Below are 24566 nucleotides of genomic sequence, written 5' to 3'. Positions count from 1 at the left end.
GTTTTAAATCATTATTAAATTATAATCCGGCTTCAATTCCGAAAATAAACGAACGCGCCTGAGGATATCTTCCTGTATCTACTCCATAAGAATCCATTCCCACTTCAGGATCGAAACCTGTGTATTTTGTAATCGTGAAAAGGTTGTTGGTCGTTACATAAATTCGTAATCTGTTGACGTTTATTTTCTTGTAAAGATCTTTAGGCAAAGAATAGCCGATGGTAAGGTTTTTCAATCTTAAATAAGATCCGTCTTCCACATAAAAATCTGAGACTTTAGAATAGTTCCCGCTTGGGTCACCATGCATCAACATCGGAATGTCTGTATTTGTATTTTGCGGCGTCCAGGCATTCAGAATATCTCGGTCCATATTATAATTTTGTCCTGTTCCACCTGGGTTTAACGAAACGAATTTCATCCCGTTAAAGATTTTATTTCCGTAAACGCCCTGAAGGAAAATATTCAGATCAAAGTTCTTCCACGTCATGTTGTAAGACAATCCGTAAGAGAATTTAGGATAAGGGTTTCCGAGGTTTACCATATCGTTATTGTTCAATATTCCTACGTTTCCGTCTTTTTTAAGGAATTTAATATCTCCCGGTTTTGCATTAGGCTGAATTAAATTTCCATTGGCATCTTTATAATTATTGATCTCCTCCTGCGATTGGAAAATTCCTGCCGTTCTATAACCGTAATAAGAATATAATGATTCACCAGTTCTGATACGGGTAGGCTTCAAAACACCTCTCACGCCATTGGTATTGATGAAAATCTCATCAACATCAGCCAATTGCTTCACCGTATTTTTTAGTTGACTAAAAGTAGCACCTACTGAATAGGTAAAATCACCTTTGCTTTTGCTGTTATAATTAATTCCTACTTCATATCCTTTATCCTCAAACAAGCCAGCATTGATGTACTGACTAAGATAAGTAGAAGTACTTGGCAAGCTTACATTGAATACTTGTCGGTTTGATTTTTTAACAAAATAATCAAACTGTAAAGACAAACTATTTTCCAAGAAGGAAGCATCAACTCCGAAGTCTTTCTGATTAGATTCTCCCCATTTTATATCGAAATTCGGCATTATAGTTGCGTAATAGGCAATATTCTGAGAAGGATCTTGTCCGAAAATAATATTGTTCTCTCTTATCATTAAAGGATTGACCGATTGTGGAGTAATTCCCCCAAGGTTTCCTAAAATACCGTAGCTTCCTCTTAATTTTAAATTGGAAAGCCATGAAACTTCATTCAGAAAATTTTCTTTAGAAACAACCCATGCCCCTGAAACAGCATAATAATTAGCAAATTTATTATGTTTGGCAACCAGTGAAGAACCATCCCGTCTTCCCAATACACTCAAAATATATTTTCCTGCGTAATCGTAATTTACTCTCGCCAGATAAGATGTCAAGGTATTTTTAGTTCGATAACTCGTTGCTTCTCTATTGGTATCGGCAGCATTTTGAAGGTGTTGGAAAACCTCAGCTTCACTTCGGAAATCATAAGTTTTTGCCATAAAACCTTCTTCAATATTTTTTTGGAAGGTAAAACCTGCCAGGAAATCAAAATTATGCTTACCTAAAGATATTTTATAAGTAAGGAGCTGCTCGGCAAGAGCAGTTGAGTAATTATTAGACTGATACTCCAAGCTATTCGTATCAAAAATTTTCCCTACTTCCAATACTCTGTAAGTGAAATTCTTTACGTTCCCCAGTTTAAAACTTTGTGAAAAGTTGGATCGGAATTTTAAGTCTTTTGCTAACGTAATTTCAGCATAAGGATTAATTAAAATTTCATGAGTAGGGTTTCTGATGCTGATTCTATTAAGATAAGCCACAGGGTTAATCATATCTCCGTAACCGCCCGCCACGCTGATCGGCAATCCTGAATAAGCTCCTGTTGGAGTATACACCGGAACATTTGGCGGATAGTACATCGCCGCAATCAAAGCTCCCGTATATCCACTTTGAGTATCTGCTGTATTTCCGTCGGAATAATTATAATACATATTTTCTCCGATCGTTAACCAGTCTTTAACTTTATGTTCTGAATTTACTCTGAAATTATATCGTTTTGCCTGTGTATTCAATAAGATTCCTTCTACATTTCTGTGGTTCATTCCGACAAAGAACTTCGATTTCTCGCTTCCTCCGCTTAAATTCACATTATATTCCTGAAGTGTTCCCGTTCTGAAAATCTCGTTCATCCAATCCGTTCTCGTTACTCTTCCGTCGGGATATTTTTCTGCATTAAAGGCCAAAGGTAAACTGCTCAGCTTTCCTGCATTTTCAAAAGCGGCGTGCATCACATCCTGAAATTCAGCCGCATTTAATGATTTTTTAAGTCTCCAGGCTTGGTTGATTCCGTATTTAACATCAAAATCTACCGTCAAGGTTCCTTTTTTTCCTCTTTTAGTTGTAATTAAAATTACCCCTCCGGAAGATCTTGCCCCATAAATGGCAGCAGAAGCATCCTTCAGAACAGAAATATCCTGAATATCATTCGGGTTGATGGAAGGCGTTCCGTTGAAGACTACTCCGTCAATAACGTACAAAGGAGATTCTCCGTTAATACCACCCAAACCACGAATATTCACTCTTGGCGTACCGTTCGGATCTCCACCTTCATTCACCACCGTTACTCCGGGAGCCTTCCCCTGAAGCACTTCTCCCACTCCTGATAAAGATCTTGAACTTAGTTTGTCTAGCGAAGCTTCCGACACCGCTCCGGAAACTTTACTCTTCTTTTGCGTTCCGTAACCCACAACCACAACCTCGTCTATGGATTTTTCTTTTACACTGTCTTGCTTTTGCTGAGACAGCACTATTGGTGAAATAGAAATCGCCCCCAATAATAGCGCCCGACCTGTAAAATAAGAAATTGAAACAGGCATTTTCAGTAAACTCATATCATCATTTTAATTAAGAGGCAAAAATAGATTTCAAGTACCTCAAATGATATTAATTTCACCTTACGTTTTCATTACAAAAACATTAACAAAACCTATCACAACATGCGATTAATAAAGGAATCTCAAGCATTCTTATCCTTTAATAATTCATTAATTATATTTTATTTAATTAATAATTTTTTCTATTATTCAACAGATTCTATTTAACATAATACTCATCTTTATTTTCATCAAAAATATTTTCAGTTTTAAATAAATAACAGAGAGTTCATTTTTCTTTTTTTACATTTGCTAAAAATTAATAGTAAGCTTATATATAAAGCATGAGAGATCAAAAATAATCTCGGAAATTTGCAAAATATATAATTCTAAACAGCAATAAGAATACATGACGATAATCATCACAGGAACCTCATCAGGAATCGGTTTCGTATTAGCAGAATATTTCGGGAAGAAAGGTCATAAAGTATATGGACTAAGCAGAAAACACACCGAGAGCCAGCATTTTCAATCTATTCCGACGGATGTTACAGATAATGATGCGGTTCAGAATGCCATTGCCGAAGTATTGAAAACAGAAACCCGAATTGATGTTTTGATTAACAATGCAGGAATGGGAATGGTAGGCGCTGTGGAAGATTCTACGAAAGAAGATATTCTGAAATTATTCAACCTAAATTTAGTGGGAGCTGTGCAGATGATGAGTGCAGTGATGCCGAAAATGCGTGAAAATAAATTCGGACAAATTATCAATGTTTCAAGTATCGGAAGTGAAATGGGATTGCCTTTCCGTGGATTTTATTCTGCTTCAAAATCTGCTTTGGATAAAGTAACGGAAGCAATGCGATATGAAGTTTACCCTTGGAATATTCACGTTTGCTCGCTTCATTTAGGAGATATTAAAACCAATATTGCTGAAAACAGAGTAAAAACAAAAGTGTCTGAACCTTACAAAAATGTGTTTAATAAAGTATATGCTTTAATGAATTCTCACGTAGGCGACGGAACTGAACCTTTGGAAGTTGCAGAATATGTAGATGCTCTTTTAGCCAAAAAGAAATGGAAAGCACATTATTATTTCGGGAAATTCGGGCAAAAGATCGGAGTTCCTTTGAAATGGATTCTTCCTCAGGGAACTTATGAGAATTTGATGAAGAAATATAATAAACTGGCTTAGTTTCAGTTATTTTAAAAAACTAATTAAAATATATTATTTGAACCATTAAGATTTTATTTAAGAAGTTAAGTTGAATTAAGATAATCATTCTGATTTTTGAAGTCAGATTTAAATTCTTAAGCATAGCAAACTTAATATTCTAAACTCCTTAAATAAAATCTTAATGGTTTAAAAAAATCAAAATTTGAAGTTATTTCTGAAAATATTTTTTGTACTGTTTTGCGTTTTTATTCAGGCGCAGAAGAAGCATTATTTTCTTATAGATTCTGAAACGAAGGTCAAAAAAAAGGTAAAAGATTCTACATCGGCGGTTAAGTTTCTGGATTCATTGGCTCAGAATAATTATTTTTTCACCCAGCTGAAAGACGTAAAAATAAAGGGCGACAGTACCGAAATTTTTTATGATAAAGGAAAAAACTTCAATGAAACATTCGTAAGTATTTCAGATTCTATTTCACAAAGGGTAAAAACGGATAAAGAGTTTTTCACCAAAAATTTAGATTCAACCAAAAAAAGCATCAACAAAGCTTATATAGACGACGGTTTTGCATTCAGCAGAATAAAGTCGAAATACAAAGGTCAGAAAAATGGCTATCCGGTGGTTGAACTGGAAATCAATAAAAACGATAAAAGAAAAATCGATGCTTTTGTGGTGAAAGGTTACGAACGAGTTCCGAAAAGATTCATGAAAAATCTTGAAAAAGAATTTAAAGGAAAAACCTATGACGACAAAAATCTTTTGGCCATAAATAAAAATTTCCAAGGTCATCAGTTTGTTTCGTTAGAACGGCCGCCACAGACGCTTTTCACCAAAGATTCGACGAGTATTTACCTTTTCATGGAGAAGAAAAAAACAAATACGTTTGATGGGGTGATTGGTTTTGGGAACGACAAAACAGATAAATTTACGCTGAACGGAACGCTAAACGTGAATTTTAAGAATATGTTCAATGGTTTTGAAACCGTGAATTTATATTGGCAGAGAAACCCGGACAAAGGTCAGACTTTTGATTTGCAGACAGATATTCCTTATCTTTTTAAATCGAATGTAGGGTTGAATATGAAGGTGAATATCTTCAGACAAGATTCTACTTTTGCCAATGTAAAAGCACTTCCGGCATTGTATTATCACATGAACAGCCGAAATAAAATCGGGCTTCGAGGTACTTTTGAAAGTTCGAGTATTATAGATACGCTGTACGTTCAGGGGAAAGATTATAACAAAAAAGGAATCGGGATCTGGTTTGAAATGGTCGATCCCACGGATATTGATCTGTTTTTATATAAAACAAAGATCAGTGCCGGATATGATTATCTGACAACAACGTATACGAAAGACAATATCAAAGCGCCACAAAATCAGTTTTACTTTTTCGGGGAGCATAATTATCACATCAACGGAAATCATTTCTTAAATATAAAAGGAGAAGGTGCGATGATGGATTCTAAAATTGATTTTTCAGCCAACGAATTATATCGTTTCGGAGGTTGGAATTCGATGCGGGGTTTCAATGAAAATTCCCTCGCCGCCGATTTTTATTATTATGGAAGTTTAGAATATCGTTACCTCATCGGAAATCAGGCCTTCTTTGACGTTTTCGGACAATATGGGCAGCTCAATAACAAATCTTTGAATGTAAAACCTAAGCTCTACAGCGTTGGGCTTGGTTTCAATTTCTTCATTCCGATTGGCTTGATGAGTTTCCAGCTCTCGAATGGTAATGAGTTTGGAAACCCTTTTAAGTTTAATGATATAAAAATCCATTGGGGAATTCTGAGTAGATTCTAGCCGGAAAGTCACTTCAATACTATATATAATATTATTTAAAAAAGCGAAAAATTTTTGAACTTATCATCATTTTTGCGATTATTATTTCATTAAATTTTATCTTTAGCTTATCATAAAATCATATTTTTATGTTAATAAAACCTTAAAACCCAAGTAATAATGCAGGTCTAAATTTGCCTTCAAAAAAATGAAGAAGACTTTAGCTACTTTTGCAGTTTTTTTACTCCCCCTTTATCTTACTGCCCAAGAAATTAACATTTCCGGAAATGTAAAATCCGAAAACGGCTCCAGTGTTTCTGGGGTGAGCATCACCGATAAAAACACCGGAAAAACAGCTACTACAGATGCCAATGGTAATTTCACCATCTCTGCCAACCCGAAAGATATTCTTGAATTTTATTCACCTGAATTTTCGATGTATACGGTAGAAGTTTCCAACAGAAAAAACTATTCTGTTGTTCTGAAGAAAGTATCTGAGAAACAAATTGAAGGCGTAGTAATTACCGCATTGGGAATTGCTAAAAAGAAAGAAAAGATAGGATATTCTACTCAGGAAGTCGGAACCAAACAATTTGAAACCATCACGACACCGAGTATCGGGAACTTATTTTCCGGACAGGTTGCCGGTCTGAACGTTTCTAACCCAACAGGAATGCAGCAGTCTCCTGAATTTACTTTGAGAGGAAACTCAAACTTAGTTTTCGTGATCGACGGGGTGATTGTAGAAAAAGAAGTTTTCCAGAATTTAGATCCCAACAACATCGATAATATCAACGTATTGAAAGGAGCAACCGCTTCTGCCCTTTACGGATCGAGAGGAAGATATGGTGCTGTTTTAATTACGACAAAAAGTGCTAAAAAGAAAGGTTTCTCTGTAGAATTTTCTCAGAACACGATGATCACAGGAGGTTTTACCAATCTTCCGAAAACGCAGACAGAATACGGAAACGGTTCGCACGGAAAATATGAATTCTGGGACGGTGCCGATGGTGGTGTAAACGATGGTGATATGATCTGGGGACCGAAATTTGTTCCCGGAACTACAATTGCCCAATGGAACAGCCCGATCAGAGACAGACAAACCGGAGAGGTGATTCCGTGGTACGGAACGGTTGCCGGAAGTATGTACAATGATAAATCGAGATACGAAAGAGTACCAATCGACTGGGAATATCATGATAATTTAAAAACCTTCATGAAACCAGCAGTTATCAACAATAATAATTTCTCCATCAGCTACAGAAACAATAAAGATGTTTACAGGCTTTCGGGAAATTTTATGAATTATGATGATAGAATTCCCGGAGCTTATCTTCAGCGATATGGCGTTAATTTTTCATCAGAAAATCATATTACCGACAAATTAATTTTCAATACTAAATTTAATTTTAACCAAACCTTTACTCCAAATATTCCAAACTACGACTACAACCCGAGTGGTCACATGTACACCATTCTGATCTGGATGGGAGGCGATGTAAACGGAAAAGACCTGAGAAATCACCTTTGGGTTCCCGGTCAGGAAGGCAGAACGCAGGCTAACTGGAACTACGCATGGTACAACAACCCTTGGTTTGGATCTGAATATTATAAAAATAAAAACAGAACCAATATCATCAATGCGCAAACCAGTTTAGAATATAAAGCAACACAGGATTTTTCGATAAAAGGAAAAATGTCGATTGTTGAAAATCATAATAAACAGGAGATTTTCAGTCCGTATTCTTATTTCAATTACGATGCACCGAGAAGTGGCGGATATATTCTGAATGATACTAAAACCTGGAACCTCAATTATGATGTTTTAGCGACCTACAAAAAGAAAATTTCGGATGATTTCGGATTTACAATCAACGCAGGAGGCTCTGGTTTTTATTATAAAAACAATCTCAATAAAGCTTCCACAGACGGTTTAATAATTCCGGAGGCTTATAATTTTGATAATTCCATTGGGGCAATAAAAAATTATACGTATTTAAAAGAAAAATTAATTTACAGTGCCTATTCAACGATTGATATCGATTTATTCAATGCTTTCTTCATCAACGTTTCTGGGCGTAACGACTGGTCTTCTACCCTTCCGAAAGCCAACAGATCTTACTTCTACCCTTCTGCTTCGGTAAGTGCGGTGATCTCTAATTTGGTTAAAATGCCGGAATCTATTAATTTATTAAAACTTTCTGCTTCATGGGCGAAGGTGGCCTATGATTTCCAGCCTTATTCCATCAGAAATTATTATCAAAACAACAGCGGAATTGCTTACAACGGAAACCCAACTTTCCTGTATCCGAAAATTTTAAATGTTGAAAATACATTAAAACCTGAACAGACAAAATCTTATGAATTGGGGCTAAGTGCAGGTTTATTTAACAACAGAGTGACGTTGGATGCTACCTACTTCAGAACATTAGATTACAACAATATCCTTGAATTCCCAAGTGCTGAATCTTCAGGTTTCACGTCTCAATATGTAAACGGGAATGAATATACAACTAAAGGTTTTGAAGTTTCATTAGGCTTGGTTCCTGTGAAAACAGCCAATTTTACATGGAGATCGTTAATCAACTGGAGTACTTATGAACAGAAACTGACATCCATCTACGCAGGAATGCCGAATTATAACAATATTAAATTGGGCGAAAGAATGGACAGCTATTACGATACCACGTGGCAAAAATCTCCGGACGGAAAAGTAATTCTGAATGCCGATACGGGAATGCCAACGAGAGCAACCACACCTACCAACTTAGGACATTTTGCGCCAGACTGGACTTTTGGTTTCAACAACACCTTCAAGTATAAAAAATTATCATTAAACATCGGGATCGACGGAAGCATAGGTGGTGTGATGAGGTCTCAGGTAGTTGAAAAAATGTGGTGGGGCGGAAAACATCCGAATTCTACCCAATACAGAGATTTGGAATATGCCAATCCGGGAACGTATTATTTTGTACCGGATGGGGTAAATTACAATGCTACAACAGGCGGTTATACTCAGCACACCAAAGCAATCAGCTTCCAGACGTGGGCACAGAATTATCCTTATCAGGCAAGAGTAACAGAGGATGAAAATGAAATGTTTGCCAATGTTTTCGACAGAACTTTTATCAAGCTGAGGTCTGTTGTGTTAGAATATGATTTTTCTTCATTATTAAATCCAAAAGGAATGATCAAAGGGTTCACCGCCAATATTTCAGGATACAATTTGGCGATGTGGAAAAAATCTAAAAACCTTTATTCAGATCCGGATTTCAAAATCGGAAATGTAGAAGATGGCTCAGGAAACGATATTCAGGATCCTTCGAGCAGATGGTTCGGAATCGGGTTTAATCTTAAATTTTAATTAAAAAGCATTTAATCAACATGAAAAATAGTATAAAATCATTATTTGTTGTCGGATTATTGGCCTTAACTTCTTGTGAAAGCAGCCTGGACACTATCAATGAAAATCCAAACGATCAGGCAAGCATTGATCCTAAATTTCTTTTAACCTATGTTTCAAAAGATGCCTTTCAGGTAAATGGTGATAATATGTACGCCTCCCGAATGCTGATCGGAACAGATGGGGAAAATGTCTATCAATATATGAAATGGAATACCACTTCTTTCGGAATCTACTCTACAGGTCTTTTGAATACGGTGAAAATGATGGAAGAAGCAACGAAGATCAATAATAAAAACTATCAGGCGATCGGGAAATTTTACAGAGCCTATTATTTTTATAATTTAAGCTTAAAATTGGGAAGCATTCCTTATACGGAAGCGGTAAAAGGAGAATCGGGAATCACTCAGCCTAAATATGACAGTCAGGAAACGGTAATGTCCGGAATTTTATCTGAATTAAAAGAAGCCAATGATCTCATCAATACCACCGATAAAATTGAAGGCGATATTATATACAACGGCGATGCGACGAAATGGAAAAAGCTGATTAACTCTTACCGTTTGAAGATTTTACTTTCACTTTCTAAAAAAACAACAGTTGGAACTTACAATATTGCCACAGAGTTTGCGACCATCGCAGGAAGTCAGCCTTTGATGTCCTCAATTACCGATAATGGCGAGCTGAAATTTGCCGATGCCGCGGACAGCAGATATACGATGTTCAACAACAGCGGTTACGGATCGAGTTTGTATATGGCAGATTATTTTATTAATATGTTCAAAGACAGACAAGACCCTCGTTTATTCACTTTTGCCGCACAAACTACCGGAGCCAAAGAAGCAGGAAAGCCCCTTACAGACTTCACAGGTTACAACGGAGGAAATCCTACTTCATCATATTCTGATAATGCCGCCTTGATTACGGCTAAAAATATTTCTAAAGTAAATGACCGCTTTTACAAAGATGCAACCAATGAACCTTCGAATATTTTAAGCTATTCTGAATTAGAATTTATCATGGCAGAAGCTTCCGCAAGAGGTTGGATTACCAGCTCTCCAAAAACGCATTATGACAATGCCATTAAAGCCAACTTTACTTTTTATCAGACCTATGTAAAAAATCCGAATCAGTACTTTGCAGGTTTTGATGTAAATCAATATTTGGCAACTCCGCTGGTTGTTTATAATACTTCGGCTTCTTTGCCGAATCAGTTAGAGAAAATTATGACCCAGAAATACATGACGATGTTTCATCAGGGACAATGGACTTCCTATCAGGATTATTTAAGAACAGGATATCCCAATTATCCTTTACAGACCGGAGTTTCAGCACCATTCAGATTCAGATATCCACAGACCGAATACAATTACAACAGCAGCAATCTTCAGTCGGCATTAACCTCTCAATACGGAGGAAATGATAATATCAATTCAAAACCATGGTGGTTACAGTAAAACGTGGAACTTTGTTTAAAATTTAATAAATATTTTCAAACATTAAGAAATTAAGATTTTAAATAATTTATACTTAAAAATCTTAAGAAAATCAATTTATTGATTCTTAATTCTTAGCACTATATAAATTTCTTAAATCCTTAATGTTTACCTGGAAAACAAACTTCGTTTATTAAGATTAAGAAAATTGAGATTATAATTTTTAAGCAGAGAATAAATAATTTTAATATTAAATAAAAGAAATCGCAAGAAAAACCTCTTAACTTGCGGTTTCTTTATTATTATGATTGGATATGAAAAGAAGAGAATTTTTAGAAAAATCGAGTTTGCTTTTAGCAGGATTGGGAACTTCTACCATGCTGCACCCATCTATTTTAAAGGCATTAGCAATAGAGCCAGATGCTCAGTCTACCTTTTATGATGCCGAGCATGTGGTGATATTGATGCAGGAAAACCGTTCTTTCGATCACGCTTTCGGCGCATTGAAAGGCGTGAGAGGATTTTTAGATCAAAGAGCTTTTAAAAAAGAAGATGGGCATTCCGTTTTTTTTCAAAAAAATGATGATGGAAAATATGCTGCTCCGGCTCGTTTAGATTTAAGAAATACAAAAGCGACGTGGATGAGTTCGCTACCGCATTCATGGGACAATCAGCAACATGCGCTGAACAAAGGTAAATTTGATAAATGGCTTCAGTCGAAAGCTTCCGGAAATAAAGAGTATAAAAATATTCCGCTGACGTTAGGTTATTACAACCGCGAAGATCTGCCGTTTTATTATCAGCTGGCGGATGCTTTTACAATTTTCGATCAATATTTCTGTTCATCGTTAACGGGAACCACGCCCAACCGACTTTTTCTTTGGTCGGGTACACTTCGTGAGCAGCAAAACGGTAAAGTGAAAGCCAATGTTTATAATGAAAATATAGATTACGATAAAGCAAAACAGGCGAAATGGAAAGCTTTTCCTGAAATTTTAGAAGAGCAAAATGTTTCGTGGAAAATTTATCAGAATGAAATCAGTCTTCCAAAAGGAATGAATGGCGAGGAGGAATCTTGGTTGAGTAATTTCACCGATAATCCGATTGAATGGTTTTCAAAATTTAATGTAAAATTCTCGAAAGGGTATCATGAGAATATTCCGAATATCATTTCTCAATTAAAGAAGGAAATCGAGAAAAACCCTAAGGAGAAAGAGCGATTGGAAGGAATAATCGCTGAGCTCAACCGTGATTTGGAAGAATATAAACCTGAGAATTTTGCCAAACTTTCTCAGAAAGAAAAAAATCTACACGAAAAAGCATTTACCACCAACATCAACGATCCTGATTATCATCAAATTGAAATAGGAAAAGATGAAAACGGTGAAAGACTGGTTGTTCCGAAAGGTGATGTTTTGCATCAGTTCAGAAAAGATGTTGAGGATAAAAAGTTGCCGTTGGTTTCATGGCTGGTGGCTCCTGAACATTTCTCCGATCATCCAAGTTCGCCGTGGTATGGCGCATGGTATATTTCTGAAGTGTTGAATATTTTAACCAAAGATCCTGAAACCTGGAAAAAGACTATTTTCATTATTAATTATGATGAAAATGATGGCTATTTCGATCATGTTTTGCCTTTCGCACCACCAATGAACCCAAGTCAACCTGTTGATCTGAACGGAAAAGAAGGTGTGGAATATGTTGATAAAAGCCAGGAATATATGTCGAAAGAAAATTTGAAAGATTACGAAAAAGTTGAAGGAACAGTTGGTTTAGGTTATCGGGTTCCGATGATCATTGCTTCGCCCTGGACGAAAGGAGGGTTTGTGAATTCAGAAGTTTCGGATCATACTTCGGTGTTGCAGTTTTTAGAAAAATTTATTCAGAAAAAATATAAGAAAGACGTAAAGATTGATAATATCAGTGATTGGAGAAGAGCAATTTGCGGAGACTTGACATCTGCATTTAATTCATCAAGCGTAAAAATTCCGCAGATGAATTATTTAAATCAAAAAGAGTATGCTAAAACGATCAATTCTGCAAAAAATAAACCTGTTCCTCAATTAAAATGGTATGCAGAAAATGAATTGAACAATAATTTACTGGAAATCCAGGAAAGAGGTTTAAAACCATCCAATTCACTTCCTTATCATTATGAAGTGAATCTTGAAAACGGCAACATTAAAATGAGCAATTTGGCTGAGGTAGGCGTTCCGTTATTGATTTACGACCGAACACAATTTAATTCGGACAACTATCACTTTTCTTATGCTTTATATGCTAAAAAAGAATTGTCACACGCTACAAATTCAGGGAAATATGATTATGAGGTTTTAGGACCAAACGGCTTTTACAGAAACTTTAAAGGCGAAAATACGCCTGAACTAAAAATATCGTTTAAAGAAATTTCTTCTAAAAATGAAGTTGAACTTACATTTAAAAAATTCGGCAAAAATACTACTGAATTAACGATTGAAGATTTTTACCTTAAAACGCAAAAGAAAATTTCTTTAAACAAATCGGAAGAAAAAATCACAATCAATTTAGATAAAATGAAAGGTTGGTATGATCTAAAACTAATTTCAGGAACTCATATCTGGTATTTTGCAGGAAGAACAGAATCTGGGAAACCAACTGTTTCCGATCCGCACTGGGCATAGTTTTTTAAAAAAAAATTTCAAGAAAAATAAATTTAAGCCTTATACAAAACTGTGTAAGGCTTTTTTGGTGAATTGATTCTAATCATAAATTTAATATATATCTTTTTAATAATTATGTAAAAATCATTTATTCTCAATAACATTAAGATATTGAGGTTGAATGTATAAGCATAAAAAAATACTGTTAAAATATTTCATATTATATTGATTTTTATTAACTTCACCTCACCAAATAACAATAATAACATGAAAAAATTAAAATTCACATTAGCTATGTCTTTAGCTGCTGTAGCTTTCTCTGCTACACTACATGCACAAGACACCAACACAGACAATCACACGATAACGATTTCTATTCCGGAAGTAGCATTGGTAGACATTGAGCCTGCTGCTACCAAAAACATCACTTTAGGATTCACAGCCCCTACAGAAGCCGGACAGCCTATCGTAGCAAATGCGGCCAATACCACGCTTTGGCTTAATTATTCTTCTATAAAATCTGTTGCAGACCCTACGCGTAATGTATCTGTAAAGCTTAACGCTATTATTCCGGGGATTGATATTCACGTAACTGCGGCAGCGGCTACAGGTTCCGGAGGAGGAACTTTGGGAACTCCGTCTGCTCAGCTAACGTTGAGCGCTGCAGACCAAACCATTATCTCAGGAATCGGAAGTGCTTACACAGGAAATGGAGCCAATAACGGACATAACCTTACCTATGCTTTAGCTCCCGGAAGTGGACCTGGCGGTGTAGCGGTATATGCAGATTTACAGGCAACTGCAACTACTGTAGCGACGGTTACGTACACTATTTCGGACAACTAACTGTCCCAATTTCATCTTTAATTACAGGCAAGAAGAAATCGCATGACGTTTCTTCTTGATCTTGTATTGCTATCGATTTAACTCCAAACTTTACATATATTATGATAAAGCGTATATTCCTATTGCTCACTTTCATCCTTCAATTTAGTTTTTTGAAGGCAGGAATTGTGGTTCTCAATGGGCTTTCCCACACTTATAAAGTAGAAAACGGAAAGGTTTATAAAGGAAAAATTGCTTTAGAAAATACAAGCAGTCAACCGCAAAACGTAAAAATTTTCCTTCAGGATTTTAGTTATAAATCGGATGGAACCATTAATTATTCTACGCCGCATACCAATGATCGAACTAATATTGATTGGATAAAATTCAATACGAATTTAGTAACACTTAAAGGAAAAGAAAAAACAGAGATTTATTATGAAATCACTATTCCTAATAAAATTTCTGAACCCGGAAGTTACTGGAGTGTGATTATGGTAGAACCTGTGGAAGATATTAAGCCCAATGACAATAAACAAGGAGTAAATATTACCTCGATTGTAAGATATGCCATTCAGGTAATCACAGATTTTGATACTGAAAAAGCAAAACCTAATCTTAAATTTGAAAGTGTAAAAATTGATAAAGAGGAAGGAATAAAAGTTGCCAAAATTGCGATTGCCAACAATGGTAATCTGTATTGCAAACCTTCTGCTACCTTAGAAATTTATAATCGAAAAAACGGAGCCAAGATTGGAACTTTTACCAGTCTTGAAATGGGTTTGTTGCCTCACACCTCCAAATCGTTTCTTATCGACATCAGCAAAGTACCGCCCGATAAATACAATGCGGTGATTATTGCCACAGATGAAAACGAAAATGCCTTCGCCCTGAATGTGGAACTAGAAATAAAGAATGATTAAAATTTGGACTTTATATATTTCTTTATTATTCCCTGTACTTACTTTTTCCCAACAACAATCGAGAGAAATTGTTACTAAAAAAGATAGTCTGCTACCGGGAACGTCTACCTCTATTTCCTTTATTTTAGAAAATTCAAGTTCAGAAAACAAAAAATTTACGATTGAAGTAACCACTTCCAATCCTAACATTATTCCGATTTTATCTAAAAGTGAATTCAATATTTCTGCTGGTGAAAGCAAATCTTATATTGTTCCACTAAGAATTTCGGCAGAAGCGCCGCAAGGAATATATTCTGTGATTATCTATGGAACCGATCAAGCGAATGGTAACCGCTTTACCAAAAAGGAAAATATTATTATTTCCGGAAGCAGAAAACTTTCCGTGACAGCGCTTGATTCGCCAGAATTTATAAGAGCCGGTGAAACCATTCAGGCATCATTTATAATAAAAAATGGTGGAAATATTGTGGAAAACCTTATTCTAGAAAGTAAAAATGCCATCGTAGATCATGTACCCAATCTTATGATGCAGCCGGGCGAAACAAAAATTATCAGCATTCATAAAACAACGAATGCAGAACTCGGACAAAATGAATATCAAAATTTAAACCTTTCGGTGTATTCACGAGAAAACCCTACAGAAAATCAATCTGTTTACGTAAGTACAAAGATCATTTCTGTAAAACCTGTGGAAGACGATATTTATCACAGACTTTCTGTTGCCGCTTCTTTATCTTTTATCGGAATGCATAATATGGGAATGTATCAGGATGGCTTTCAGGGAGAAATTTATGGAAAAGGAAGTCTGGATAAAGACAATAAAAATAATATTGAATTTCATGCCGTCACAGAAAATCCTGTAGAATTCAACTCCTTTACACAATATGAAGAGTATTTTATCAATTATAAACGAGACAATTTTTTTGTTCATCTAGGAGATAAAAATTATTCAGCATCTTATTTAACTGAATTTGCAAGATATGGTCGTGGAGCCGAAATTAGATATGATTTCAAGAAATTCAGTTTGGGAGGTTTTTATAATCATCCGAGGTTTTTCAGAGATATTAAAGATGAATTTAATGTGTATTCCACTTTTAAAATTCGAAAAGAATCGGAAATAATGGCAGGTTATCTTCATAAAATTCCGAGATCGGGAGAGCTTAATTACGGAACAATTCGACTGGATTCAGAAGCTCATCTTCCTTATGCTACAGGAAAATTTAAACTCACAAAAAATATAACCGTTTCGGGAGAATTAGCATACAGCAAAACAAAAGAATTAGAAGGCAGTGCTTACATGGCGCAAGCTCAGGCCACTTTTGACCGATTGAATGGAAATGTGATGTATATGAGAGCCAGTCCGCAATTTGCAGGATACTTTACCAATACAAGCACGTTCAACGGAAATTTACAATATAGAATTTCTAATAAACTGAATGTTTTTGCAAATTACATGCGGGATGCAAGAAATTTTCAACGTGATACTTTATTTCTTGCTGCCCCTTACAGAAATTTTCTCCAATATGGTTTACAATATAAATATCATTCAACGGGATCGGTAATGCTTTACAACGGATTTCAAAAATATCAGGATCGTTTAGAACCCAAACAATTTGATTATTATGAGCGCTTTTTTAAAGTAAGTTTAGATCAAAAAATCGGAATTTTTAATGTAAATCTAGAAGGGCAATTTGGTAAAACTGAAAATTACCTCACAGGATTTACTGGAAATACTAGTTTTTATACCGCTAATTTAGCTTTTGAAAAGTTTAGAACTTCCTTTACTATTTTTACCAGCTATGCCATTACTTCTCGCTATCAATTAGAAAATCAAAGGCAAATTTATTATGGGGCAAGAATTATCAGCAGGCTTTCGGATAAAACAAATTTCAGTCTTTTTTATCAGAATAATTATATGCCCGAAGAATATTTTAAAGATCGAAATCTTTTTGAATTGCTTTTTCATCAACAGATTTTTCCGGGAAATGAATTGGATCTTTCGGGAAGATATTCACTTCAGCGCGGAGAATTGGGAAATAAAGATTTTATATTTTCCCTTCGATATACGTTAAGAATGCGGATTCCTGTTCAGAAAATTGCTGAGTATACAACGCTTTCGGGAAATATTGGCAACTTAGGCGTCAAAAAAACGGAAGGTATTAAGCTGATGTTGGGAAGCTATCTTTCGGTGACGGATAAAAATGGAAATTATGTATTTAAAAATATCATTCCGGGAGATTATTATCTTGAAATAGACCGTTCTACAACCCAAATTAATGATATTACCAATGTTTCTTTGCCAGCATCTGTACACCTTAACGAAAAAGAAAATATTTTCAATTTCGGTTTGACAACAGCTTCGAGTATTGAAGGAACCGTTCAGTTGAGTGAAAATGAAAATCAATACAGCTTCGCAAAATTTCCTCCTAACCGCGATAAAAAGAAAAAAGAAAGCATCATTATTGAAGCAACGAACGGAGATCAAACCTATCGAAAAATAGTTGTGATTGGAGATGCTTTCGATTTTACCTATTTAAGACCCGGAAACTGGAAAGTAAAACTCTATAGAAACGGTCTTGATAAACGCTATAAAATATCCGCTGAAAATTTTGAATTAAACTTGAAACCTTCTGAAAAACAAAACATAACTATTCATATCACCAAACAACAAAGCGAAATAAAATACCAACAGGAAAGCATAAAAGTAGGTTATAATGAAATAAAGAAGAAAAAATGAAAGTAATTAATCATTTAATAGTAATAATTTCCTGTTTGATGTTTCATTTTACCTCTTCGCAAACCACAGGAAACAGAACGGTTACGGTAACGTTACCCATTGTCACTTTATTAGATATTGAGCCTGCCGGAACAATCGCCATGAATTTCACTGCGCCTACCGAAGCGGGACAACCATTGGTAGCACCAACCGCCAATACAACAAAATGGATTAATTATACTTCTGCTATTGCTTCAGGAGGCCTTACCAGAAGAGTAACTGCATCTGTAAACCAAGTTATCCCCGGAGTTGATATCAGATTACAAGCTGCCGCAGCTGCGGGATCGGGAGGTGGAACCTTGGGAACTCCCACCGCTCAGGTTACATTAACGACAACAGCAGTCAATATTATCACAGGAATTGGGGGAGCTTTTACAGGAAATGGCGCCAATAATGGGCACAGGTTGACAATCAGCCTTATCGTAAATAATTATGCCAACTTGAATACACGAGCCAATACTCCTGTTGTAATAACCTACACCATCACGGAATAAAATTTATAAAATGAAATTTAGATCAACATATCGCCCCATAATATTATACATTTTTCTACTGATATTCTTCGGTAGCCATTATAAAGCGCAGACCATAACTGTAACAGGTAATAATTGGGCACCCACAATTCCATCTATTACAGAAGCTGGAAGTAATTATGCCGGAATTTATGAAAGTGCAACCAATCAAGTAATACTTGCTGTAAGCGTTCCCCTATTATTAGGAACAGGGAGAGTTTCTGTACATTATGAAGCTAACCCAACCTGGAATAGCTCATTAATTTTATCCGGAAAAAGAACAAATAACGGAACGACAACTTGTGCTTTGTGCTCGATTACTGGTGGAACAGCTTATCAGACAATTACCCAAACTGCGATTGAGCTATTTCGGATACAAGCTATTTTAGCCCTAGGTTCTTATACGGGGATAAATATTCAACTACAATTAAGCGGCGTTTCGGTTACCATTCCAGCAGCAACGTATAGCAGCCGTGTCGTTTTTACTGTTGGACCTTAACTCAAACAAAAAAAATTCCTTCCCATAAAAATGAAAAGGAATTAAAAAGTTTATAGTTCCACTATTATGCTCTTAATGCTTTGCCCACCACAATGGTGTTAAAACGGCATCTTCACCTCCGAGTAACTGTACGGCTTTAGAATAGCCATTTGGATCTGAGTTTCGGAAAGAACTAGGATATCTTAATCGTTGAGGAAAATTCTTAATGGAATTCGTCATATAATTTCCAGAATTAATATTAGGTAAATTCACCAACGGAGTTTCAATAGCAGGATTTTCAAAAAACGGAAGTCCCAATCTTCTTTGATCATTCCATGATTCTAAAGGAAGCCAAGGAACATTCGCCAAATATTTTTGAGTAATAATTTTTGTTAGCTTATCATTTTTAAATGTACCGTTCTTATAAATAGTATTTACCGGATAGTTAACTGCTACGGAAACCAAATTATTTGTTGCCGGATCTTTATATTGCATCGTATGTGTTGCTCCAGGTTCTGTTGTGTGTGAATAGGACACAGAAGTACCATCTCTGTTATAATCCGTCGAGTTTATATATTGACCATAAAATTGAGAAACACCATTATAATTAAAACTATCTTGTATTCCTTTATTATAAGCTGCTACGTCACTCATTGGTGTTGACCAACCTTTTAAAGCAGCCTCGGCAATTAAGAAATAAGACTCCCAGCTTGCAAAAAATATTCTGGAATTTGTACTTTCTCGATATTGTTTACCCAAGGCAGGAGCTCTTCCAATTAATCCTCTTAATCCATTTCTCTGTCCTTTTACTCCCCAGTTTCCTATTGTAAAGGCATTCCAAGTATTTACTGTATTAATTGTAGTAGTACTGTTATTAGCAAATGTAAGAGTTCCAGAATTTGTTGTTGCATCATTGGTGTACGAGGGATAATAGGAATAAATAGGACTTGAAAAATCTCCAGGAATATAAAATGTTTTATAAGCTCTAGGATCTATTTTATTAGGAAGGCCATCTAGCCAATATCCTGCAGAAGGATCATTTGTAAGAGTTGTAAATTGTTCACTATACTTTACTCCGATATAATTATCTGCTCTTATGGCAGACGCCTGAGATGCGGGTAACTGGCTTGTAGAATTTATACCTCCTAAACCAATATATAAATTATTTAACGTTGCGGATAAGAGTTGCGGATTCCATTCTCTGGACATTACTCCCGTTAATGCGTCCCAGCCCGGTTTTTCAGCAATAGAAAAATTATCTGCACTGGTACTTATAAACATATTGGAATTAGCTGCTGCTTCAAATTCTGTTTTAGCTTTTGCGGGATCTACTTCAGAAATTCTCATGGCAATTCTCATACGCATTGAATTGCCATATTTTACCCATTTAGTCCAATCCATTTTAAATGCCATATCATATTTAGCAATGTTATCTCCCGGAATAGGTTGGTTAAGATCCATTTTGGCAGTAGCATCTTTTAGTTCATCTAAAATATAATAATATATATCTTTTTCAGAATTGAAACTAGGGTTTGATCCTTTAAAAGCCAAAATAGGTTGTGGCCCGAAATTATCGGAGAATTCACTCATTAAATAAGCTCTCCAAATACGTGAAGCCTGAATTAAATTATCATAATATGGCTGAGAATTTCCACTTGCTTTTTTTTCATTAGCGACTTCAATGGCTGTATTTGCATTATTCAACCACTCGGAAATATATTTCCAATACTCTACCGACCAAGAATCATTATCTGTAGCCCCAGCAATTCCCGTTGAAAGGTGTTGTCTTGCGGCAGTTTTCCAGTATAAGACAAAAACTCTTTCTGCAATATTAGGATCTTGCTGAGCTCCCAAGATAGAATTATTTAAAAAGTACTGAGGTTCTACTTGGTTAACATTTGGAGATAATGGATTTACATTAATTTCTTCAAAGTCATTACATCCTGACAAAGCAATACATGCAATTAAACTAGGAATTATATATTTTTTCATTTTAATCATGTTTTTTTATTAAAAGCCTAAAGTAAGAGTAAATAGATAAGATCTCATTGTTGGAAATGCAAAGTTTTCAAATCCTGTTGCATTAGAACTAATTGCAAAAATAGATTCGGGATCTATGCCTTTCGATTTACTGTAAATCATCCATACATTATTTGCAGTAAATGCAACTTTAGCAGATTTAAGTGCAAAATTTTGGAACAATTCTTTCGGAAAAGCGTAAGAAAGCTGAACATTTCTTAACCTAATATTGGTCGCATCATATACATTTTGCTCAGTAATACCTAGGTTCCCGCTATGTATCGCCGTCCAATAATCCTGTTGGCTTACCTCTACATTATTTTGAGTGTAGTTTCCGTTGCTACCCACTACTCCATCTACTACAAAATTATCACGCTTTCCTCCCGGAGCAGTATCAGCAGCTAAACCTGTACGTTGAAGTGCAGCCTGAGTTCCTGAGAAGAATTTACCTCCAATTCTTCCATCAATTTGAAAAGACAATCCTATATTTTTATAAGAAAAACTATTGATAAATCCGAATAAAGCTCTTGGAGTTTGATCTCCCAAAAAGTAAGGTCCTCTGTCGATCTGTGGCAAGCCATTAGCTCCTAAAATAAGTTTCCCGTAAAAAGGACTATTGGTATCCTGAACTCTTAAAAACCTCGATCCATAAATAGCTCCGTATTTTCTACCAACTTCTGCAAATACTGCTATATCATCAAAACCAGCTAAAGGATATTTCAGTACCTCTCCATCTAGTTTATCTATTGTATTGTTATTTTTAGAGAAATTAATATTAGCATTCCAAATAAATTTTTCATTTCGTATGATATCGGAATTTAGTACCACTTCAATACCTCTATTTCTTATAAGTCCAGCACTGATTTTTCTATTGTCATAACCAGAAAGTGGGTTCATAGGAAGGTCTAGTAACTGATCTTCTGCACGTGAATTATAATAACTGAAATCTATTGAAACTCTATTGAATAGTTTTATATCAGCTCCAACTTCGAATATTTTTAGGCTTTCATTCCCTAAGTTAGGATTATAAAGCGTTTTCTGTCTTTCAGCAATAATATTTCCATTAGGATCTCTTTTTATAATATAGGTATTATAAAGCTCATAAGGATCTAGAGAATTACCAGTAATAGCATATGATGCCCTTAATTTTGCAAAACTTAAAATCTTAGATTTTTTATTTGCTAGTTTTTCTATCATATCGGTTAAAACCAAAGAAGTACTGATAGAAGAATAGTTATAGGAACGTTTTTCTATACTTAATGTAGAAGACCAATCATTTCTGAATGTTCCGTTGATAAACCAGAAATTATCATAATTAATCTCTCCGGAAGCAAAAGCAGAATTTATTTTTTTATTTAAAATAACTTCCGAATTTAAAGGGTTACCATCTGAATTATTAATATTAAATAAATTAGGGGCTACTAGTTTAGGAGCAGAAAGATATATCGCATTTGTTCTAGATTCCATCATTTGCCCATATACGGAAAGTGAAGCATTCCATTTTCCAATAATATTATCTTTTTTAGCATTAATGCTGGCTATATAATTATTTTCGTAAAATTTTTCCTGACTGGTATTATATGAATTATCTAAACTTGAACCCGTCCACGTTCTCGAATTAGCCGCTAGAGAATAAATATCAGTTCCTAGTCTTGTATCTGCACTTAGCCAATCATTAAATTGATACTTCAAATAACCACTTGCTATAAATCTATCTTTCTTATCTTCATTCAATCTATTATATGCTGCCCAATAAGGATTAATTCCATCATTATTCAACCATATTTGCTTAACATTATTTTGGGTCATCCCTTCCTTATAATCAGTAATATTAACGTCTCTTGGTAATAACAAGACATTTGGATAGTAATTACCCGCTCCTTGTCCTCCCGAAGGTCTATTATTAACATTTGTACTGATATACTGTACTTTTATATCAGATGTCCATCTCTTTTGTGCACCAAAAACAGAATTGATTCTCGCCATAAAATTCCATCTTTCATACTTTGAATTAGGAATCATACTATTGTCGCTAAGATAATTAGCTGAAGTATATAAGCTAGTACCTTCTCCTAAAGTTTCCTGAAAACTTAATGTATGTTGTGTATTTGTTCCGGTTCTAAAAAAATTAGCCAGATTATCGTTGACCTTCGAACCATCTATTGAAGGTCCCCAACTTAAAGTAGAATTATCTCCTGCTGGATTTACCAAACCATTGCTTCCTCTTCCAAAAGAACTCTGCATTTCAGGTTTCATAAAAATATTTTCAAAACCTAAACTTGTTGAATAGGTAATACCCACTCCCCCTTTCTTTTTGCCACTCTTCGTTGTAATTAAAATTACACCATTTCCCGCCCTAGCACCGTATAACGCTGAAGCAGCCCCTCCTTTCAGAACAGAAACACTTTCAATATCATCGGGATTAATATCACTTAATCCATTCCCCATATCAGTGTCAGGATTCCAAAAGTCATTATTCTTTACACTACTTTCTTGAGCCTTACCTTTTACACCCGCAGAATTATTGATAGGAATACCATCGACAACAATTAATGGTTGATTATCTCCTTTAATAGAATTAAAACCTCTTAAATTAATTTTAGAAGAAGCACCTGGACCGAAACCTCCTTTTATAACCTGAAGACCCGCAACTTTACCTACTAAGGCATTAGTAACATTATTTTCTTTAGCTTCTACTAAAGCCTGCCCTTTTACATCTTGAAAAGCATAACCTAGCGCTTTTTTCTCTTTTTTCACACCGTAAGCTGTAACAACTACTTCATCGATTTTAGTTGTTTTAAGAGAATCATTCTTCTGAGCATACAATCCGCTGAGAGAAATCAAAGCAGATTGTAATAATCCGATTTTAAAAATTACTTTTTTCATATAAAGTGTTTATTTAAACAAACTTAACAAAATTTTAATATTATTTAATAAAATATTTATAAACAAAATTTAAATTCACGCGCACATTCATACTAATAATTAATTAGCTTTATAAATATGCTAAATCGTTAGATAAAAATATATTTTTTTCTAAAATGAAATTGAATTGATTAAAATAAATTCTTTGCAACATGCCTTGCTTAAACGTTCGACCTTATAAGTATGTAAATACTGAGTAAAAAATAGTATGCAAAATCATTGAGAAACAAGAATACTATGATGCTAAAATTGATTTTTGAGAAAGTAAATAGAAGTTTTGTCATCTCCCTAGAAATTTAAGTCAGAATATTAAAAGGGAATAGAAAAATGATAACCGAATTTTTTGTTTTTCAAGATGATGTGATGGGCTATTGTGGATGTTACGGATATTTCTGTGGATGAAAATGTTTCTTCAATAATCTTGATTTATTTTTTAATTATTATTTCTGAGAAAGTTTTTAATCAATTTCTTTTGATTTTCAAAACATCCGTGAGCCACGAAGTGGCGATTTACATCAGGATAGGATGATAATCCTATTTTGATAGATAGATAGATAGATAGATAGATAGATAGATAGATAAAAACGTGAAGATATTGATTTTGCTGCCACGGGGTTTAGATCCTTCCAGGATGACAAACGCTGCATTTAAAGTAAAGGTGAAAGAAAAAAATAGTTTAATTTTAACAGCTCGCCCCTACGGGGCTCATGATCTCTGCATCACATTGTAAGGCTATTACCAGGGCGCTCCTACGGAGCTTTGCAATAGGTA

The 24566-nt window shown here is 35.0% G+C and carries 13 protein-coding genes; 10 read left to right on the top strand and 3 right to left on the bottom strand.

Annotated features, from left to right (window positions below):
* Window positions 1-19: 19 nt before the first annotated feature.
* Entirely contained in the window at window positions 20-2911 is a 2892-nt protein-coding gene (locus OXQ85_RS20105) for a TonB-dependent receptor (RefSeq protein WP_267406851.1), read from the bottom strand.
* 391 nt (window positions 2912-3302) lie between these two features.
* On the opposite strand from OXQ85_RS20105, the gene OXQ85_RS20100 reads away from it, so the two are divergent.
* From OXQ85_RS20100 to OXQ85_RS20055, 10 genes are all read left to right on the top strand, one after another.
* Window positions 3303-4091, top strand: coding sequence for an SDR family oxidoreductase (locus OXQ85_RS20100; RefSeq protein WP_267406848.1), 789 nt, complete (start codon window positions 3303-3305; stop codon window positions 4089-4091).
* 184 nt (window positions 4092-4275) lie between these two features.
* On the top strand, window positions 4276-5880 hold the full coding sequence (locus tag OXQ85_RS20095) for a hypothetical protein (RefSeq protein WP_267406846.1): 1605 nt from the start codon (window positions 4276-4278) through the stop codon (window positions 5878-5880).
* Between the two features lie 187 nt (window positions 5881-6067).
* A complete protein-coding gene (locus tag OXQ85_RS20090) occupies window positions 6068-9223 on the top strand; it encodes a SusC/RagA family TonB-linked outer membrane protein (protein WP_267406845.1) in 3156 nt (1051 codons plus the stop codon).
* A 20-nt stretch (window positions 9224-9243) separates the two neighbouring features.
* Entirely contained in the window at window positions 9244-10719 is a 1476-nt protein-coding gene (locus tag OXQ85_RS20085) for a SusD/RagB family nutrient-binding outer membrane lipoprotein (protein WP_267406843.1), read from the top strand.
* Between the two features lie 293 nt (window positions 10720-11012).
* Window positions 11013-13358, top strand: coding sequence for a phospholipase C, phosphocholine-specific (locus OXQ85_RS20080; protein ID WP_267406841.1), 2346 nt, complete (start codon window positions 11013-11015; stop codon window positions 13356-13358).
* A 246-nt stretch (window positions 13359-13604) separates the two neighbouring features.
* Entirely contained in the window at window positions 13605-14183 is a 579-nt protein-coding gene (locus OXQ85_RS20075) for a hypothetical protein (RefSeq protein WP_267406840.1), read from the top strand.
* A gap of 101 nt (window positions 14184-14284) precedes the next feature.
* Window positions 14285-15085, top strand: a complete 801-nt coding sequence (locus tag OXQ85_RS20070) for a DUF3324 domain-containing protein (protein ID WP_267406838.1) — start codon at window positions 14285-14287, stop codon at window positions 15083-15085.
* A complete protein-coding gene (locus OXQ85_RS20065; protein ID WP_267406837.1) occupies window positions 15078-17822 on the top strand; it encodes a hypothetical protein in 2745 nt (914 codons plus the stop codon). The genes OXQ85_RS20070 and OXQ85_RS20065 overlap by 8 nt, the downstream gene beginning before the upstream one ends.
* A gap of 38 nt (window positions 17823-17860) precedes the next feature.
* The gene (locus OXQ85_RS20060) at window positions 17861-18355 is read left to right on the top strand and encodes a hypothetical protein (RefSeq protein ID WP_267406836.1); all 495 of its coding nucleotides are present in this window, start codon (window positions 17861-17863) and stop codon (window positions 18353-18355) included.
* Between the two features lie 10 nt (window positions 18356-18365).
* A complete protein-coding gene (locus OXQ85_RS20055; protein ID WP_267406835.1) occupies window positions 18366-18872 on the top strand; it encodes a hypothetical protein in 507 nt (168 codons plus the stop codon).
* Window positions 18873-18944: 72 nt separating this feature from the next.
* Here OXQ85_RS20055 and OXQ85_RS20050 read toward each other — a convergent pair whose 3' ends face one another.
* Both OXQ85_RS20050 and OXQ85_RS20045 read right to left on the bottom strand, forming a co-directional pair.
* Window positions 18945-20843, bottom strand: coding sequence for a SusD/RagB family nutrient-binding outer membrane lipoprotein (locus OXQ85_RS20050; protein ID WP_267406834.1), 1899 nt, complete (start codon window positions 20841-20843; stop codon window positions 18945-18947).
* An 18-nt stretch (window positions 20844-20861) separates the two neighbouring features.
* Complete coding sequence (locus OXQ85_RS20045; protein ID WP_267406832.1) at window positions 20862-23756, bottom strand: SusC/RagA family TonB-linked outer membrane protein; 2895 nt, start codon at window positions 23754-23756, stop codon at window positions 20862-20864.
* Window positions 23757-24566: the final 810 nt, after the last annotated feature.

Origin of the sequence: Chryseobacterium sp. GM_Chr_2 (genome assembly GCF_026540445.1) — a bacterium.
GTDB lineage: Bacteria > Bacteroidota > Bacteroidia > Flavobacteriales > Weeksellaceae > Chryseobacterium.
The sequence above is the reverse complement of the archived record's forward strand: the minus strand, read 5'-3'. Positions and strand labels throughout refer to the sequence as shown.